16 protein-coding genes are annotated in these 14,993 nt (G+C 68.8%); 10 read left to right on the top strand and 6 right to left on the bottom strand.

Translation table 11 applies throughout. The features are described 5' to 3' along the window. Nucleotides 1-97 precede the first annotated feature (97 nt). Genes DKM19_RS24920 through DKM19_RS24910 form a run of 3 tightly spaced genes read right to left on the bottom strand, consistent with a single transcriptional unit; the run spans nucleotide 98 to nucleotide 3,140 of the window. The gene (locus DKM19_RS24920) at nucleotides 98-1,300 is read right to left on the bottom strand and encodes an ABC transporter permease (protein WP_110698834.1); all 1,203 of its coding nucleotides are present in this window, start codon (nucleotides 1,298-1,300) and stop codon (nucleotides 98-100) included. Further along, nucleotides 1,297-2,058 (bottom strand): ABC transporter ATP-binding protein, encoded by a 762-nt coding sequence (locus tag DKM19_RS24915; protein WP_110698833.1) that lies wholly within the window; start codon nucleotides 2,056-2,058, stop codon nucleotides 1,297-1,299. Before DKM19_RS24915 ends, DKM19_RS24920 begins: the two co-directional genes overlap by 4 nt. Beyond that, nucleotides 2,055-3,140, bottom strand: coding sequence for an efflux RND transporter periplasmic adaptor subunit (locus tag DKM19_RS24910; protein ID WP_110698832.1), 1,086 nt, complete (start codon nucleotides 3,138-3,140; stop codon nucleotides 2,055-2,057). Before DKM19_RS24910 ends, DKM19_RS24915 begins: the two co-directional genes overlap by 4 nt. Nucleotides 3,141-3,320: 180 nt before the next feature. On the opposite strand from DKM19_RS24910, the gene DKM19_RS24905 reads away from it, so the two are divergent. Next, on the top strand, nucleotides 3,321-3,974 hold the full coding sequence (locus tag DKM19_RS24905) for a response regulator transcription factor (protein WP_110698831.1): 654 nt from the start codon (nucleotides 3,321-3,323) through the stop codon (nucleotides 3,972-3,974). Next, a complete protein-coding gene (locus DKM19_RS24900; protein WP_110698830.1) occupies nucleotides 3,971-5,323 on the top strand; it encodes a HAMP domain-containing sensor histidine kinase in 1,353 nt (450 codons plus the stop codon). Before DKM19_RS24905 ends, DKM19_RS24900 begins: the two co-directional genes overlap by 4 nt. Here the strand turns inward: DKM19_RS24900 and DKM19_RS24895 are convergent. Then, nucleotides 5,278-5,802, bottom strand: a complete 525-nt coding sequence (locus DKM19_RS24895) for a hypothetical protein (protein WP_110698829.1) — start codon at nucleotides 5,800-5,802, stop codon at nucleotides 5,278-5,280. The genes DKM19_RS24900 and DKM19_RS24895 overlap by 46 nt on opposite strands. Nucleotides 5,803-6,001: 199 nt before the next feature. Between DKM19_RS24895 and DKM19_RS24890 the strand changes: the two genes are divergently transcribed. The 8 genes from DKM19_RS24890 (at nucleotide 6,002) to DKM19_RS24855 (ending at nucleotide 12,970) form a co-directional block, all read left to right on the top strand. Beyond that, a complete protein-coding gene (locus DKM19_RS24890) occupies nucleotides 6,002-6,724 on the top strand; it encodes a CPBP family intramembrane glutamic endopeptidase (RefSeq protein WP_110698828.1) in 723 nt (240 codons plus the stop codon). Between the two features lie 14 nt (nucleotides 6,725-6,738). After that, complete coding sequence (locus DKM19_RS24885) at nucleotides 6,739-7,116, top strand: PadR family transcriptional regulator (RefSeq protein WP_110698827.1); 378 nt, start codon at nucleotides 6,739-6,741, stop codon at nucleotides 7,114-7,116. Next, nucleotides 7,113-7,856: a hypothetical protein gene (locus DKM19_RS24880; RefSeq protein WP_110698826.1), complete on the top strand. Its 744-nt coding sequence runs from the start codon at nucleotides 7,113-7,115 to the stop codon at nucleotides 7,854-7,856. The genes DKM19_RS24885 and DKM19_RS24880 overlap by 4 nt, the downstream gene beginning before the upstream one ends. A 195-nt stretch (nucleotides 7,857-8,051) precedes the next feature. Further along, nucleotides 8,052-8,489 carry a hypothetical protein gene (locus DKM19_RS24875; protein ID WP_110698825.1) on the top strand — a complete coding sequence of 146 codons (438 nt, stop codon included), beginning with the start codon at nucleotides 8,052-8,054 and terminating at the stop codon, nucleotides 8,487-8,489. Nucleotides 8,490-8,896: 407 nt separating this feature from the next. After that, on the top strand, nucleotides 8,897-9,136 hold the full coding sequence (locus DKM19_RS24870) for a hypothetical protein (RefSeq protein WP_110698824.1): 240 nt from the start codon (nucleotides 8,897-8,899) through the stop codon (nucleotides 9,134-9,136). Nucleotides 9,137-9,342: 206 nt separating this feature from the next. Further along, nucleotides 9,343-10,842, top strand: a complete 1,500-nt coding sequence (locus tag DKM19_RS24865; protein WP_110698823.1) for a recombinase family protein — start codon at nucleotides 9,343-9,345, stop codon at nucleotides 10,840-10,842. Between the two features lie 521 nt (nucleotides 10,843-11,363). Next, entirely contained in the window at nucleotides 11,364-11,561 is a 198-nt protein-coding gene (locus tag DKM19_RS24860) for a hypothetical protein (protein WP_162641722.1), read from the top strand. Beyond that, complete coding sequence (locus DKM19_RS24855) at nucleotides 11,558-12,970, top strand: replication initiator (protein WP_110698821.1); 1,413 nt, start codon at nucleotides 11,558-11,560, stop codon at nucleotides 12,968-12,970. Before DKM19_RS24860 ends, DKM19_RS24855 begins: the two co-directional genes overlap by 4 nt. Before the next feature lie 176 nt (nucleotides 12,971-13,146). Here the strand turns inward: DKM19_RS24855 and DKM19_RS24850 are convergent, their stop codons facing one another. Beyond that, nucleotides 13,147-13,407: a winged helix-turn-helix domain-containing protein gene (locus tag DKM19_RS24850; protein ID WP_110698820.1), complete on the bottom strand. Its 261-nt coding sequence runs from the start codon at nucleotides 13,405-13,407 to the stop codon at nucleotides 13,147-13,149. 762 nt (nucleotides 13,408-14,169) lie between these two features. Continuing rightward, nucleotides 14,170-14,709 (bottom strand): DUF6461 domain-containing protein, encoded by a 540-nt coding sequence (locus tag DKM19_RS24840; RefSeq protein WP_162641721.1) that lies wholly within the window; start codon nucleotides 14,707-14,709, stop codon nucleotides 14,170-14,172. Nucleotides 14,710-14,993: the final 284 nt, after the last annotated feature.

Below are 14,993 nucleotides of genomic sequence, written 5' to 3'. Positions count from 1 at the left end.
CCTGATCAGGCCGGTGGGTGCGGCCCGGACCTGGTCGGTGAGGCACCGCGGGTAAACGGAGCGGGGGTCCCGGCCGGGACCCCCGCTCCGCCGTTGATCAGGTCGTCGCCAGCGCCTCGGTGGGCGGCAGGCGGGCGGCGCGCATCGCCGGGTACAGCCCGGCGACCGTGCCGATGACCAGCGTCGCGCCGACCGCACCGCCGAACGCCCAGGACGGCACCACCGCGGGCCAGTCCTTGGACGTCGCGTAGCCGAAGGTCGCCAGCGCGCCGAGCACGGCTCCGGCCGCGCCGCCGAGTACCGACAGCAGCAGCGACTCGGCGAGGAACTGGGTGCGCACCTGCCCGCGGGTCGCGCCGAGCGAGCGGCGCAGGCCGATCTCCTTTCGCCGTTCGAGCACGGAGATCACCATCGTGTTGGCCACGCCGACCCCGCCGACCAGCAGCGCCACCGCGCCCAGGCCGAGCATGAGGTTGGTGAACGCGCCGGCGGCCGCCGCCTTGGCGACCAGCGCGTCCGAGGGCTGGCTGACGTTCACCTCCTCGGGATTCTCCGGGTTGACCGTACGCGGCAGCACGTCGCGCACCGCCTCGACGGCCGCGTCCGCGGACCGCTCGTAGATCGTGGTCGGGTGCCCGTCGAAGCCCAGGTAGCGGGCGGCGGCCTCGAACCCGACCAGCGCCGAGCGCTCGATCTCGGGCGCCAGGGGCAGCGCGCCGAGCGTGCCGACCACGGTGAACCACCGGCCGCCGATCCACACCTGGACGCCCGGCCTGGTGACGCCGAGCCGCTCGGCGGCCACCGAGCCGAGCACGACCGCCGGGTACCGCCCGGTCGCCGCGTTGAGCCACGTCCCCGAGCGCATCTCACCCTCCAGCGTGGTGAGCAGCTCGCCGTCGGCGGCCCGTACGGCGATGCCCCCGGTCACGTTCTCGGAGATCATGCCGGTACGGCGGACCGTGGCGTCCACGCTCCCGGTCGCGGCCGCGGTGGTGACCGGCGCGATCCTGCGCACCATGTCCAGGGAGCCGGTCGGCAACCGGGTCTCGCCGCCGAACATGGTCTGCCCCGCCTCGACGGTCAGCAGGTTCGTGCCGAGCCGGTCGAGCTGTCGCAGCAGGTCCTCCCTGGAGGAGGACGAGATGCCGATCACTCCGACCACGGTGGCGATGCCGATCGCGATGCCCAGCGCCGACAGGAACACCCGGGCCGGCCGGGCGCGCAGCCCGGCCGCGCCGACCCTGAGCACGTCGCGCCCGCGCAGCCGCGACGGCGACAGCCGCTCGCTCGCCTCGCTCATCGAGTGACCTCCCCGGTGTCTTCCACATGGTCGCCGGCGACGACGAGACAGTCCCCGACGCCGGCCCCCGAAGGTGTCCCGCGCGGCCGGGGAGTGTCGTCGGCGACGATCAGGCCGTCCCTGACCCGTACGCGGCGCGGCGCCCACCCGGCGACCTCGTCGTCGTGGGTGATCACGGCGATCGTGGTGCCCGAGGCGTGCAGGCCGCTCAGCACGTCGAGCACCTCGGCGCCGGCCGCGGTGTCGAGATTGCCCGTGGGTTCGTCGGCCAGCAGCAGGGGCGGCTCGCCGACCACCGCCCTGGCCACCGCGACCCGCTGCTGCTCGCCGCCGGATAGCTGTCCCGGCCGGTGCCCGAGCCGGTGCCCGAGCCCGACCCGCTCCAGCGCGGCGGCGGCCCGCTCGCGCCGCTCGCGCAGGCCGGGGCCGCTGTAGAGCAGGCCGTCGGCGACGTTGTCCAGGGCGCTCACCCCGGCGGCCAGGTGGAACTGCTGGAAGACGAAGCCCAGGTGACGCGAGCGCAGCGCGGACAGCTCGCGGTCGGAGAGCCTGCCGACGTCGTGGCCGGCGATCCTGATCGTGCCGGCCGTGGGCCGGTCGAGGGTGCCGATCATGTGCAGCAGGGTCGACTTGCCGGAGCCGGACGGGCCGACGATCGCGATCAGCTCGCCGGCGCGGATCTCCAGGTCCACACCTCGCAGTGCCGCCACCTCACCGGCGTACACCTTGGTCACCCCGGCGAGCTCAACGACGTTCACGACTTCGGCACCCCGACCTTCATGCCCTCGGACAATCCCTCGCCCTTGATCTCGACGCTGCCGCCGCCGTACGCGCCGGTCTCCACCGGCACCAGCCGGGTCGCCGAGCCCTCCACGACCTCGACGGCGAAGCCGCCCTCGCGCAGGGCGAGCAGTGCCTCGACCGGCACCCCGAGCACGTCTTTCACTCGCTCGCTCTCCATCCTCACCGTCACCGGCGCCTGGTCCAGCTTCCCGGTGGAGCCCTTGCCGAGGGTGATCTCGACGTCGATCGTCGAGGACCCGTCGTCGCCCTGCTCGCCGCCCGCGGTCTGGGCGACCGACCCGACGAAGGTGACCTTCCCCTTGATCTCGCGCCCGCCGGGCAGCTCCACGGTCACCCCGGCGCCCTTGCGGGCCATCTCCTGGTCCTCGGTGTCCAGGTCCACCTGGACGACCCTGCGGGTACCGGTCAGGGTGAGGACCGGCGTGCCCGGGCGCGCCTTGTCGCCGACCTTCACCTTCGCGGCGGCCACGCGTACCGGGCCGTCCAGGAAGACCACCTGGGTGGCGTCGACGCCACCGGTCTCCGGCAGGCCGTGGTCCTCCTGCCACTCCGCGACCGCCGTGTGCGTGGCGTAGGTGAACTCCTCGTCCACCGTCATGTCATCGCCGTAGCCGAGCGCCCTGAGGTTGCGTTCGAGCTGCTCGACGTCCGGCCCGTCGTCCACGCCGAGCCGCAGCGGGCGGTACAGCGGCACCCTGCCGTACATCAGAACCAGCGGTCTGCGGTCCACCTTCAGCAGCGAGCGGCCCCGCCGGACCACGCCGCCCTCGGCCGGCACCGAGGTCACCGTGCCGCTCACCTCAGCGGCGATCCTGTGCTCTCCCGAGTACGTCAGCCGCCCTCCCACCGACTTGGTGTCCACCAGGTCGCCCCGGGTAATCTCCGTCACCGACGGCACGGGGGGCGCGGTCGCCCCGGCTGTGTTCCCTGTGTTCCCTGTGCCCCCGGAATCGTCGAAGCTCGCCGCCGCGACGGCCGCGCCGCCGAGAACCACGGCCACAGCGGCCCCGGTCAGCGCGGCTCCCTTGCGTCTCATCTCTCGTCCCCACCTCCTGCTCCTGCTCCGTCATATGCCTGTCACCTCCGCGCCGGCAGGGCGTACGCCTGGCGGCACGGTCCGATTTCTACGGCGGCCGGCGTTAGCGCCTCGTAAGCGTGAACCGGCTTACCGCGCCCTAACACGGGATGGTTCACGCTGGTCCGCGGAGGTGCAGGCATGCGCGTGCTGGTTGTCGAGGACGAGAACGAGATGGCCGATGCCATCGCCCACTGCCTGCGGCGGCGAGCCATCGCGGTGGACGTCGTCTATGACGGCGCGGAGGCCATGGATCGGCTGGGCTACGTCGACTACGACGTGGTGGTGCTCGACCGCGACCTGCCGGAGCTGCACGGCGACGAGGTGTGCAGGCGGCTGGTCGCGATGGGCGGCGGCAGCAGGATTCTGATGCTGACCGCGATGGGCGGGGTGGCCGAGCGGGTGGACGGGCTCGGGCTGGGCGCCGACGACTACCTGCCCAAGCCTTTCGCGGTCACCGAGCTGGTGGCCAGGATTCGCACGCTGGCCCGGCGTACGGCGCCGGCCCGCCCGATCGCGCTGGAACGCGCGGGCGTGCGGCTGGACCCGGCGGGGCGGACCGTGGCCAGGGACGGCAGGCGCGTCACGCTGACCCGCAAGGAGTTCGCGCTGCTGGGGGTGCTGCTGCGGGCCGGCGGCGAGGTGGTGCGCACCCGCGATCTGCTCGCCGAGGCGTGGGACGAGTACTACGAGTCGGGGACGGGGGCGCTGCGGGTGGCGATGACGACGCTGCGCAGGAAGCTCGGCGATCCGCCGGTCATCGAGACCGTTCCCCGGCGGGGGTACCGGCTGTGACCGGACACGACGCGGCGCACCCGTCTCCGATCGGCTCCGACACACCGCGCCGGTTCCTCGCCGGTTCCGGCGTGCCGCGCCCGTTTCCGGCCGGTTCCGGCGTGCCGCGCCGGTTCCTCGCCGGCCGCCTCGGGGCGCGGTTGCGCGAGCGGCGCGGGTTCGGGCTGCGGGCACGGCTCACCATGCTCTACGGCGGCCTGTTCTTCGGCGCGGGCGCGGTGCTGCTCTGGGTGACGTACGCGCTGACGGCGCGGGCCATGGAGCAGCGGATCGTCGCCCGAGTGTCCGTCCCCAAGATCATCGGCCAGGAGCCGGTGCCGCGGCAGAACCAGCTGTTCGTCCACGTGGCCGACAAGCTGGCCCAGCAGGTGGAGACGGGCATGGACGACGTGCTCGCCGAGCTGATGCGCAACTCGGCGATCGGGCTCGTGGTGATCGCCGTGCTGGCGACCCTGTTCGGCTGGATCATGACGGACCGGGCGCTGCGCCCGCTGCAGCGGGTGACCAGGACCGCCGAGCGGCTGTCGGAGAGCACCCTGCACGAGCGCATCGCGCTGGAGGGGCCGTCCGACCACGTCAAGCGGCTGGCCGACACCTTCGACGCCATGCTCGACCGGCTCCAGCGGGCCTTCGACACCCAGCGCCGGTTCGTCACCAACGCCTCGCACGAGCTGCGCACGCCGATCGCCGTCAACCGGACGCTGATCGAGGTGGCGCTGGAGGAGCCGGACGCCTCGGACGACCTGCACTCGCTCGGCCGGGCACTGCTCGGCGTCAACGCGCGGCACGAGCGGCTCATCGAGGGGCTGCTGCTGCTGGCCCGCTCGGAGAACGAGCTGGTCACGCGCAGGCCGGTGGACATGGAGCACGTCGCGGAGTCGGTGATGGAGCAACTCGGCGCCAAGGCGGAGCGGCGCGACATCACGCTGCGGGCGGAGCTGTCGCCCGCGCCCGCCTCCGGTGACGCGCTGCTGCTCGAACGCTGCGTGTTCAACCTGGTCGAGAACGCCATCAAATACAACACCAGGGGCGGGCATGTCGAGATACGGCTGGCGGCGGGGGAGGAGCTCACGCTCGTCGTGGAGAACACCGGTCCGCTCATCCCCGCGCACGAGGCCGGCGACCTGTTCGAGCCGTTCCGCCGCCTGCACGACCGGGTCGGTTCGGCCCGGGGCGCCGGCCTGGGCCTGTCGATCGTCCGGGCCATCGCGGTGGTGCACGGCGGCACCGTGACCGCCGTGCCGCGGGCCGGCGGCGGCCTGTCGGTCACGGTGCGACTGCCGCGGGCCCGCGACGCCGGCGCTCAGCCGACGAGTCCTTCCGACGTGCCCGGCCGCCCCGGCAGGTGATCCTCGCAGGCCTTCTGCGCCTTCTCCATGGCGGCGTCGCTGCCGCCCTGGGGACGCCGCATCCTGACGGTGCCGCCCTCGATCTCGGGATCGGGCATGTCGACGCCGTTCTCACGCATGCACTTCACGAACGCGAGAAACCGGTCCTGGTCCTTGGGATCGATGCGTCTTTTTCCGTCTCCGCCCCCCATGTACTTGCCGCAGGCCTTCTGCGCCTTCTCCAGGACGCCCTTGCTCTTGCTCCTGGCGTCGAGCCTGACCGGGCCGCCTGGCTCGGGGTCGGCCATGTCGATCCCGTTCTCGCGCATGCACTGGGCGAATTTGAGCGGATCGGGTGACGTCGAGGGTGAGGCCTCGGGCGAGGCCCCACCGGTCTTGGCCACCGAGGCGACGCCGACCTCGGCGGGCGCCCCGCCGCACCCGGCCAGGGCCAGGATCGGGAACACCCCGACGAGCAGTGCCGTACGCCGGAAAGTCATGTGAACGCACCTCCACCCCCGCGAGGTCGGACGCCTCGCGGTGTGCGTCCATGTCTACGGAGGTGGAGGTTAGCGACATGTAAGCCCTCGAACCGCCGCCATCGGGCACGTTCAGATATAGGCCGAGGCACAACCTAGGTTGTATATCTAACTAGCTTGCTTTACCGTCTAGGTAGCACGGCACCTAAGGAGTAGCCCGATGTCGTTCACCCCCTTGACCCTCGTCCTGTCGGCCGCCCTGGTCGGCTATCTGGCCTTCGTCAGTCCCCTGCTCGGCAGGCGCTCCTACGACAGGCTGGCCCGTTCCCGCGACCAGGACCCCGTGGTCTACCGCCGGATGTGCACGCTCTGGTGCGCCGAGCTGTGGGCGCTGGCCGCCGTGGCACTGCTCATCGTCGCCGTGGAACCGGGCCTCGACGCCGCGGGCATCGGCCTGGTGATCAAGAATCCGCCGAGCGACACCCTCGGCACGATCACCGGGTTCCTGGTCGCCGCCGCGATCGGCGTGTTCGTCCTCAGACGACTGGCGGCCAGGGGAAAGTCCATCCCCGGCCAGCAGGCCGTCACCCACCTGCTGCCGCGCACCGCGGCTGAACGCTGGTATGCGGCGGGCCTGTCGGTGACCGCCGGCATCACCGAGGAGATCGTTTATCGGGGCCTGCTCATCGCGGTCGGCATGGGCGTCTTCGGCCTGAGCGAGAATGTCGCCGCCTTCGCCGCCCTGGCGGTCTTCGTCGCGGGCCACCTCTATCAGGGCTGGCGCGGCATGCTCGCGGTCACCCTGATCGGATTCGGCCTGACCGCGCTCTACCTGAGGACCGGCAGCCTGCTCATGCCGATCCTGCTGCACGCCCTGATCGACCTGCGCGGCCTGCTGCTCGTCCCGCAGCCGCGCCGTGAACTAGTTGGCAACGCAGGCTAGATAGGATCACTACCATGATGAGCGACCGACGTGCGAGCTGGCTCAAGGGTGTGCTCGACCTGCTGGTTCTCGCCAGTCTGACGGCCGGCGAGAACTACGGCTACGAGATCGTCAAAGACCTCGCCGAGTCGGGCCTGGGCCAGATCAAGGGCGGCACCCTCTATCCGGTGCTCAACCGGCTGGAGGAGGCGGGGCTGGTCTCCGCCGAGTTCCGGGTGACCGAGCGAGGGCCCGGCCGCCGCTACTACCAGCTCACCGACCAGGGCAGGCAGACGCTCGCCGAGCAGGGTGGGCTCTGGCTGGGCTTCGACGAGTCGGTGCGCGCCGCGCTGGTCAAAGGCGGCGTCCAGACACCTCAGCCCGCGGATTCACACGAAGGGGAGATCCGATGAGCGACAACTCCGCCGAGACGGCCCGGGGTTACTTCGACGAGCTCGCAGCGCTTCTGGCCCGGGAGGGCATGCCGGCCGACCGGGTCGAGGTCACGCTCGAAGAGCTCGCCGGCTACCTCGCCGAGAGCGGTGGCGACCCCGAGGAGGAGTTCGGCCAGGCGGCCGATCTGGCCCGGGAGCTGGCCGTCACCTCGGCCCCGCCCGCCGAACCCGCCGCGGGCGCACGCACCTGGCGCTGGACCGCCGACCTGTTCCACGACGTCAAGATGCTCAACGAGTACGGCGCCCAGGGCTGGGAGGTCGGCACGGTCGATGCGAAGGGTCTGTTCGTCTGCACCCGCGACCCCGAGCACCCCCAGCAGTGGGAGTACAGCAGAGAGCTGATCGCGCCCGGCCGCCGCCAGGACGTGCTCGACCGGCTCGCCCCCGACGGCTGGGAACCGTGCGGCACATGGCTGCGTTTCGAATACTTCAAACGCCCCAGAGCCGCCAGTCTGGGACCCGCCGCGGAGCTGACCGCCCCACCCCAGGCTCCCCGGCGCGGGATCTTCCTCAGCCCGAAGTTCTACGCCCTCGTCGCCGCCATGCTGGCGCTGGCGGCGGTGACCCTGACGCGGATCGGCATGTTGGACGGCGATTCGAGCACCATCCTGGGTCTGATCTGCGGGGCGGCCGTGGGCGCGCTGATCCCGATGATCGTGTTGTGGCGGGGTTCCCGGCGGCGCGGCGACGGGCGCTGAGTCCCTGCTTGTCAACGGGATCGCGGTTTGCCTGATCCGCCCTCATCTGAGGTCATGAGGGCCGATCCAGGGCGTCGGCAGAGGCGGACTTGATCAATCCCTGACTCCGTCATGGAGTATTCGCGTGATTACTCGGAGTAATTCTGGTGCATGAGGTCACATGCAAAATCAACCCTCAGCACTTACAGGAGCATCATGCGTATCCGTATCGCCGCGCCGGCACTGGTCACCGTCGGCCTTCTCACCGCCCTGGCCACCGCGGCCACCGCCACCACCGCCGTCGCGGCCGTTCCCGCCGCTCCGGCACCGTGTGCCCAGCAGCAGCTCGCACTGATGAACGCCGAGGACGCCATCGAGAACGTCGACGCCGCCCCGGGTGTCAAGGCCGCCTACGACGCTCTGGTGAAGGCCGGTGCGGCCGCCGACGTCGACAAGCTCTCTCAGAACATGACCCCGAGCCAGCTCGGGGCCAAGATGCAGGCGATGAATCCCGCCGAGGCGAAGGCGCTGCAGGCCTACAACGCCGCTGGGGACAAGTATCTGCAGATGCGCAACGCGGCGCTCGCGAAGGCGGCTCCGCAGCGGCTGAGCTCCAGGGAGGCGCTCAGGAAGTGCCTCAGGGCCCACATCTGAACCTGAGCACGCATGACGCGGCCGGAGCTTCCGAGACCACGACCACGGTGATCGGGGCTCCGGCCCGCGCGTTGCAGCTAGCAGGTATGCCAGGTCCCCAGCCCGCCAGGGGTGAGAATTCGCGCTAGCGGTGATGAATCCGGGGCCTTTCGGAGCGAAGCTTGATGTAGTCGAGAGATGTCACTGGAGGGCTGCTGATGAACGGTCACGCCGTCGGAGAGCGAGTGAGCACTCTGGTCTGGCGACCGCAGAGCCCATGCCTGGCCCCGGCCTGACCGGACGACGCCGGCACCGCAGTCGATCATCGGACTCGACCGTCCGATCGCACAGCACTCGACCTCGCCATAGCGCCGTTTGACGAACACCAGGGCGCCGGGGATCGAGCGTAAATCCGACAGGAGAAGCACATGAGTTTCCACATGCATCTCATCGCACGGGCGTCGGCATGGACAGGAGCAGCGGCACTGGCCGCCGCCCTCGGTGTGGTTCCGAGCGCCGTCGCTGAGACATCTCACGCGCAGGGCGCGGGAGTCTGGCAGGTCGCCGCCGCCACGCAGTCGGTGGTCCTGAGCAACGACGGCCCGGGAAGCAACCATCGCCGCAGCCGGGGCGGTTCGGGCCTCATCAGTGACCGCATCAACAGGTGACCGTTGTGACCGGTGGGGCTCGAATCATCGTTTCGGCGGGGGAGTAGCCCTTTGAGGCACCCGGAGTCCGATGAGAGCACCACAGAAAGTCAGTGAAGGGCCGGGGCTTCAGCCCCGGCCCTTCGCACGAAATGGACCAGGTTCTGGATCGCCAACGTCTACGGGTACAACATGAGTTAAGGCTGTGATTCACCACAGGAGGACTCATGATCCCGGTTGTGTCGTACGCGCGGATCTCGGTGGACGGCAGGAAGGACGAGCACGGCGTCCAGGACCAGCACGCGGTGAACCGGGAGACCGCCGCCCGGCATGGCTGGACCGTGGTGCACGAGTTCACCGACAACGACAAGTCCGCGGCCAAGGCGCATGTGGTCCGCGACGCCTTCGAGGCGATGGTGCGGGCGCTGCGGGCCGGGAGGCTCGATGACGGCACGCCGGTTCAGGGGGCGGTGGTCGTGGCCGATGACCGCTTGGCGCGGCGGCCCGGTGACTACGAGCGGTTCGTGGAGGCGTTCACCAAGCGCGACGGTCTGGTCTTCGCCGACTCCAAGCAGACCAAGAACCTCTACAGCGAGGACACCGAGAGCATGGGCCTGTTCGGGGTGGTGATCTCCAAGATGGAGGTCCGCAAGATGCAGCGCCGGATGCGCCGCTCGCACCGGGCGCGGGCCGAGAGCGGGACCCCGGTGGGCGGTGCTCGCCCGTTCGGCTGGCAGGACGACCGGGTGACCCTGGATCCGGTGGAGGCGCCGCTGGTCCGCCAGGCCGCCCGTGACTTCATCGCCGGGCGCTCCCTGCACTCCATCGCTCGGGAGTGGCAGCGCAACGGCTTGAAGACGCCCCGGGGTAACAAGTGGCAGAGCGTGACCCTCAAAGCCGTGCTGTCGGCTCCCCGGCTCTGCGGGTGGCGTCGGCTGGACGGTGAGATCGTGCGTGATGGTGAGGGCAAGGCGGTCGTCGGCAAGTGGGAACCGATCCTCACCCCTGAGGAATGGCTCGCCGTTCAGGCCATCATCGACACCAGGAAAGGCGGGCTCGTTCACAACGACGGCAGTGTGGTCAGGCTTGTCTCTTCGCAGGAAAGAGAACGTCAGTATCTTCTGTCCGGCATTCTCCGCTGCGGGCGTCCGACTTCGGAGGGTGGGATTTGCAACAAGCCGCTCCGAGCGATGCGCCGCCAGGGGATCGAGTATCACAGCTATTCCTGCTCGTCCAAGGCAGCGGGGGGTTGCGGTGGCATTTCCCGCCGGGGTGACGTGGTCGACTTCTTCATTTCCGAACTGGTGATGACGAAGATGGAGGAGGTCACCTTTTCCGAGTCGGCGGATGATTCCGAATGGGCGGGTGAGGAGGAGCTGGAGACCGCCGTGCAACAGCTCGACGAGCTGACCCGCCGGTGGCGGACGAAAGAGATCAGCGGAGAGCTGTACTTCCGGGTCGCTCCGGAGCTGGAGGCGACCATGGCACGCCTGCGGGCGGACAGGGCCAAGCGCACCGCCTCGGCGGAGGTACGGCAGGCGCGGGCGTCGCTGAGCATGGAGGAGATCCGGCGACGCTGGTACCTATCGGAGGAGGAGGGCGGGCTGCCGCTGTCGAGCAAGCGCGCCCACATCACCGACGCCCTGCACGCGGTCATCGTCCATCCCAGAGGCGGCGGTCGCGCCCCCTTCAACCCCGATCTCCTCGAACCGGTCTGGCGCGAGTGACGGCGAAGACGTCTCAGGACGTCCTCGATGACCAAGGGAGCTGATCGCCTTACCGCCGGGCGACAGCTCCCTTACTTCTTGCCGTCGATGATCAGGTGCAGCCGTAGGCAGCCGGACGCCAGGGGACGCAGCCGTACGTCAGTGGACGTCCTGGGACGACTGAGGGGACGGGGCATGCGGGATTTACGCTCGCATGATTTCGCCGCCCCGGTGGTACAAATGAGATACTAAAAGCCCCGTCATTTCCGGGAAGACAGCGAGAAACCAGCCGCGACAGATAAGAGCGAAGAAAGCCACCGGGCAGACGACCACCACACGCCGTTCCGCTGGAGAGACCCGGCCAGCGGTAGGCGAGCACTACCGGCATCGCTCACTGGATAAGAGTCGCGCACCCCTTAACACTCCGAACTCTCGCTGATAAGCGCCACCGCTCAACAGACATGCGGCTTTCGCATGCCTGGCGATGGTGCGCGCCTTCTTCCCGGACATGAGCGGCGGCTCCCTGCGAGGAAAGGAGCTGTTTGGTTCCCGAAGGAATGGGGCCGTACGTCGCGCTCGCCGAGGAGTGGTGCGAGCGCATGATCGCCGACTCGCCCCAGTGGTCCGCTGATCGATGGCGACGCATCGCCGCCATCCACGGCATCGAGCTCGTCGAGGAGACGACTCGTGCCACCGCACCACGACGCAAGGAGACCGAGAAGAAGGAGAACGCCGCGTGAGAGAGATCCCGTCCTTTTCCTCCGACGTGCTCGCCGCGATGCAGCGCGCGGCCATGCCGGACTTCGGACGGTGGCAACGCATGGTGTACGCCACCGGCGGTTGTGCCCAGCCCGTCCGGCTCCACGGTGAACGGATCACCGTGGACGCCGGAACGGGTGAGGTCCTGGACGTCTACCGCACCGCCGACGAGCCGACCGGGTTCCTGCTGACGGCGTGCGGCAACCGGCGGGCATCCCGTTGCCCGGCGTGCTCGGCGACCTACAAGGATGACACCTACCATCTGATCATCTCTGGCCTGCGCGGCGGCAAGGGTGTTTCGGAAGACGTCAGCGGTCATCCTCGCGTGTTCGCCACCTTCACCGCCCCGTCCTTCGGCGCGGTTCACGGTCACCGGGAGAAGGACGGAAAGACCCTGCCGTGTCGTCCCCGGCGCGATGTCCCGGTGTGCGAGCACGGGCGTCCCGAGGGCTGCGGCGCTCGTCACGACCGTGATGATCCTCAGGTCGGGCAGCCCCTCTGTGTGAGCTGCTATGACTATGAGGGCGCGGTGCTGTGGAACGCGCACGCGGGTCGGCTCTGGCGGGAGTTCACCAAGACCGTCCCGTCCGTCTTCGCCCGGCTGCTCGGCGTCAGCCGTACCGACCTACGCCGGACGTTGCGGCTGTCGTATGCCAAGGTCGCCGAGTACCAAGCACGCGGCCTGGTCCATTTCCACGCGGTGATCCGGCTCGACGGACCGGACGGACTGGCGGACCGACCGCCGGACTGGGCCACCGTTCCTCTCCTCGACCGCGCGATCCGGCAGGCTGCCGAACTGGTCACTGTGCTTGGACCGTCCGGAGAGGAGGAACCGGCTCGTGTTCTGCGGTGGGGCGCTCAACTCGACGTCCGGCCGGTCTACGTCTCGACCGACCTGAACGGGATGAGTGATCAGCGGGTCGCGTCCTACGTCGCCAAGTACGCCACCAAGGGAGCCGAGTCCGCGGGGACGGTCGATCGTCCGATCCGCAACGTCTGGGACATTACCGGCCTGGAGGTGACCGAACATGCCCGGCGCATGATCTTCATCTGCTTCACCCTGGGAAACCTGCCTCAGTACCGGGACATCCCGTTGCGGCGGTGGTCTCACGCACTGGGCTACAGCGGGCACTTCTCCACCAAGTCCCGCCATTACTCCACCACCCTCGGAGCACTGCGCCAGGCGCGCGCGGACTACCGCGCCGAACAGGCTCGGATGATCCTCGGCCTTCCGGCTCCTGGCGAGCATGAGACGCTCACGCTCTCTCAGTGGCGCTACGGCGGAAGCGGTCACCGGTACGGCGAACCGTTCTGGGCCGAACTCGCCCGGCAGCGCATCGCCACAGCCCGCCGGATCGCCCGGGAACGTGAACAGCCCGACCCCGGCTGACGGCGGGTCTGACCCGTGCACCACGTGGTGTGGTCGGCGGAATGCCGTTGGCACCCGAAGGGCTCGCGAAGCGAGTTCGGCCGGCGACACCACGGGGAGAGTTCATCTCCTTCGCCAGGTCGAACGGTGGTGGCGGGAAGGTGGGGGACTGGGCGACCGTTCCGGCCTCGTCTGGCTTACTGTGAAGCGCTCGGATTCGCTGCCCGTTCCTCGACGGTGGTCGGGAACGAACCGATGCCTTGCGAGGTCACGACCCACCCTTGGTCGCGGAGCACCTTCATGGCTTTGCGGACGGTTGGCCTGGAGACCTGGAACTCCTCTTCCATGGCGACTTCGGAGAGCAGGGTCTCGGCGTCGTACTCGCCCACGTCGATCCGCCTGCGGATCTCCTCGACGATCTGCGACCACTTGGGCTTGCGTGGGTCGTACCTGAACATGATCCCAAGGCTAGATATGCCTTGACCTGCAAAGATAGAAACAGACGTCATATGACGTCAACTAACGAGTATTTACAGGTGCTTACATGTTCTCCTATGATGGTGGGCATGGCCGACTGGAGCATCCCCGAGTTCGACGTCACCCGGTGCCCTGACGGCACCTGGGAGGCCCGGTTCAGCGGAACACCAGTCGAAGCCCCTGCGGACGCGACGGCGGGGACCTTCAGATACCTGGAACTGATCTGCTGTGCCAAACGGATCGGCCGGTCCCTCCGCGAGGCCTACGATCGTGATTCCTCTTCGGGGACTCACCGTGATCATCTCTGAGGAGTGCCTGAGCCCGCACGTGGCGATGACTCAACGTGACCACGTGCGCCTGAGCTGGCGAGAGCCGTACCGGACACCAGAGCGGGTGCGGCCGGTGGCATGGACCTGCGTGTGTAGGGCGACGATCTACGAGCTGTGCTCCGGCGGCGGTCAGGCGTTCATTCGCCGCACCCTTCAACTCGACGGCAGCGTCATGGTGCACGAGTCACCGCGCTGGTCGGTCAACGAAGCTCGGACGGTCTGGACGGCTCTATTGTCTGGAGGTGTCCGGTAGACGGGCGTGGCGGCGTGGGATCTGGAGGGACGGCGTCGCCACGCCTCTTCATGTACTGAGACCTGCCAGATGACACCAGCTATATGTAGGCCAGGGTGGCTGTAGACCATCACGAACGGCCTTGAACCGCTGTGGACTACAACGGGTGATCGGTCGTCTGGTCAGCTCGGGCAGTCGGTGGATCCGGTGATGGACGGTACGGCATGGTGGGCCGGGGTCAGATTCACCCCCGTGGCCCGTACAGCCAGGACGAGCGCGAGATCCCTGGCGGTCCGAGTGTCGGTGAACTCCTCCCCGTCCAAGGGCATGCCCAGATCCCGCATATGGGTCAGCAGGTAGTCCGGATCGCTGCCTTCCCGATCGTCGGGGAAGGACGGCTCGAACCTGGTGGCCACCACTCCGTTGATCGAGTAGACGAACTCCTCATCCATGGTGGTGCCGGTGACAAGCCTGGCCGTCTCCGTCCCCCGGGAGAGCGCCTCCGGCATCTCGTAACAGTGAAGGTCGAGCAGGACCGCCCCACCATCTGCCGCGTAAGCCTCGATGGCCCAATCCCGGGAGACGTCGCCAGGGGTGGCGCCGATCCGGTGCAGAGCCTCCGCTGGCGACACGCCCCGCACGAACGTCATCCCGAGGAAGTAATCGCCGTTCATGTACTCCTCGATGAACCAGGCGTAGTCCACCACCATTGCATCGCTCACCAGTGACCCCATCCTGCATGCGACCGAATCAAAGCGATCATCGCAGCGAAGACCGACATATTGGGTAGTCGTAAGGGCATAGCCCTGCCCTCATCGCCTCTTCGAGGGAGACACATCAGGTACGGTCTGGGGATCCAGAGATCAAAAAATGCTCTATCCCGAAAGAGCGAATTCGAAAGAAATCCTCTGAGCTACTGAAGCTCGGGGACTTGAATCCCGGATGAGCGGTAGACCCAAACCGCATTAGCAGCTCGGGAGACCATCGTTCAGGACAGTCCCACCTG

Source organism: Streptosporangium sp. 'caverna', from assembly GCF_003203775.1.
Taxonomy (GTDB): domain Bacteria; phylum Actinomycetota; class Actinomycetes; order Streptosporangiales; family Streptosporangiaceae; genus Streptosporangium; species Streptosporangium subroseum.
The sequence above is the reverse complement of the archived record's forward strand: the minus strand, read 5'-3'. Positions and strand labels throughout refer to the sequence as shown.

What these genes read in the sequence shown, in the direction of transcription:
- DKM19_RS24920 (WP_110698834.1), bottom strand. Translation starts at nt 1,300, where the DNA reads ATGAGCGAGGCGAGCGAGCGGCTGTCGCCGTCGCGGCTGCGCGGGCGC.
- DKM19_RS24910 (WP_110698832.1), bottom strand. Translation starts at nt 3,140, where the DNA reads ATGAGACGCAAGGGAGCCGCGCTGACCGGGGCCGCTGTGGCCGTGGTT.
- DKM19_RS24905 (WP_110698831.1), top strand. Translation starts at nt 3,321, where the DNA reads ATGCGCGTGCTGGTTGTCGAGGACGAGAACGAGATGGCCGATGCCATC.
- DKM19_RS24895 (WP_110698829.1), bottom strand. Translation starts at nt 5,802, where the DNA reads ATGACTTTCCGGCGTACGGCACTGCTCGTCGGGGTGTTCCCGATCCTG.
- DKM19_RS24890 (WP_110698828.1), top strand. Translation starts at nt 6,002, where the DNA reads ATGTCGTTCACCCCCTTGACCCTCGTCCTGTCGGCCGCCCTGGTCGGC.
- DKM19_RS24885 (WP_110698827.1), top strand. Translation starts at nt 6,739, where the DNA reads ATGATGAGCGACCGACGTGCGAGCTGGCTCAAGGGTGTGCTCGACCTG.
- DKM19_RS24880 (WP_110698826.1), top strand. Translation starts at nt 7,113, where the DNA reads ATGAGCGACAACTCCGCCGAGACGGCCCGGGGTTACTTCGACGAGCTC.
- DKM19_RS24875 (WP_110698825.1), top strand. Translation starts at nt 8,052, where the DNA reads ATGCGTATCCGTATCGCCGCGCCGGCACTGGTCACCGTCGGCCTTCTC.
- DKM19_RS24870 (WP_110698824.1), top strand. Translation starts at nt 8,897, where the DNA reads ATGAGTTTCCACATGCATCTCATCGCACGGGCGTCGGCATGGACAGGA.
- DKM19_RS24865 (WP_110698823.1), top strand. Translation starts at nt 9,343, where the DNA reads ATGATCCCGGTTGTGTCGTACGCGCGGATCTCGGTGGACGGCAGGAAG.
- DKM19_RS24850 (WP_110698820.1), bottom strand. Translation starts at nt 13,407, where the DNA reads ATGTTCAGGTACGACCCACGCAAGCCCAAGTGGTCGCAGATCGTCGAG.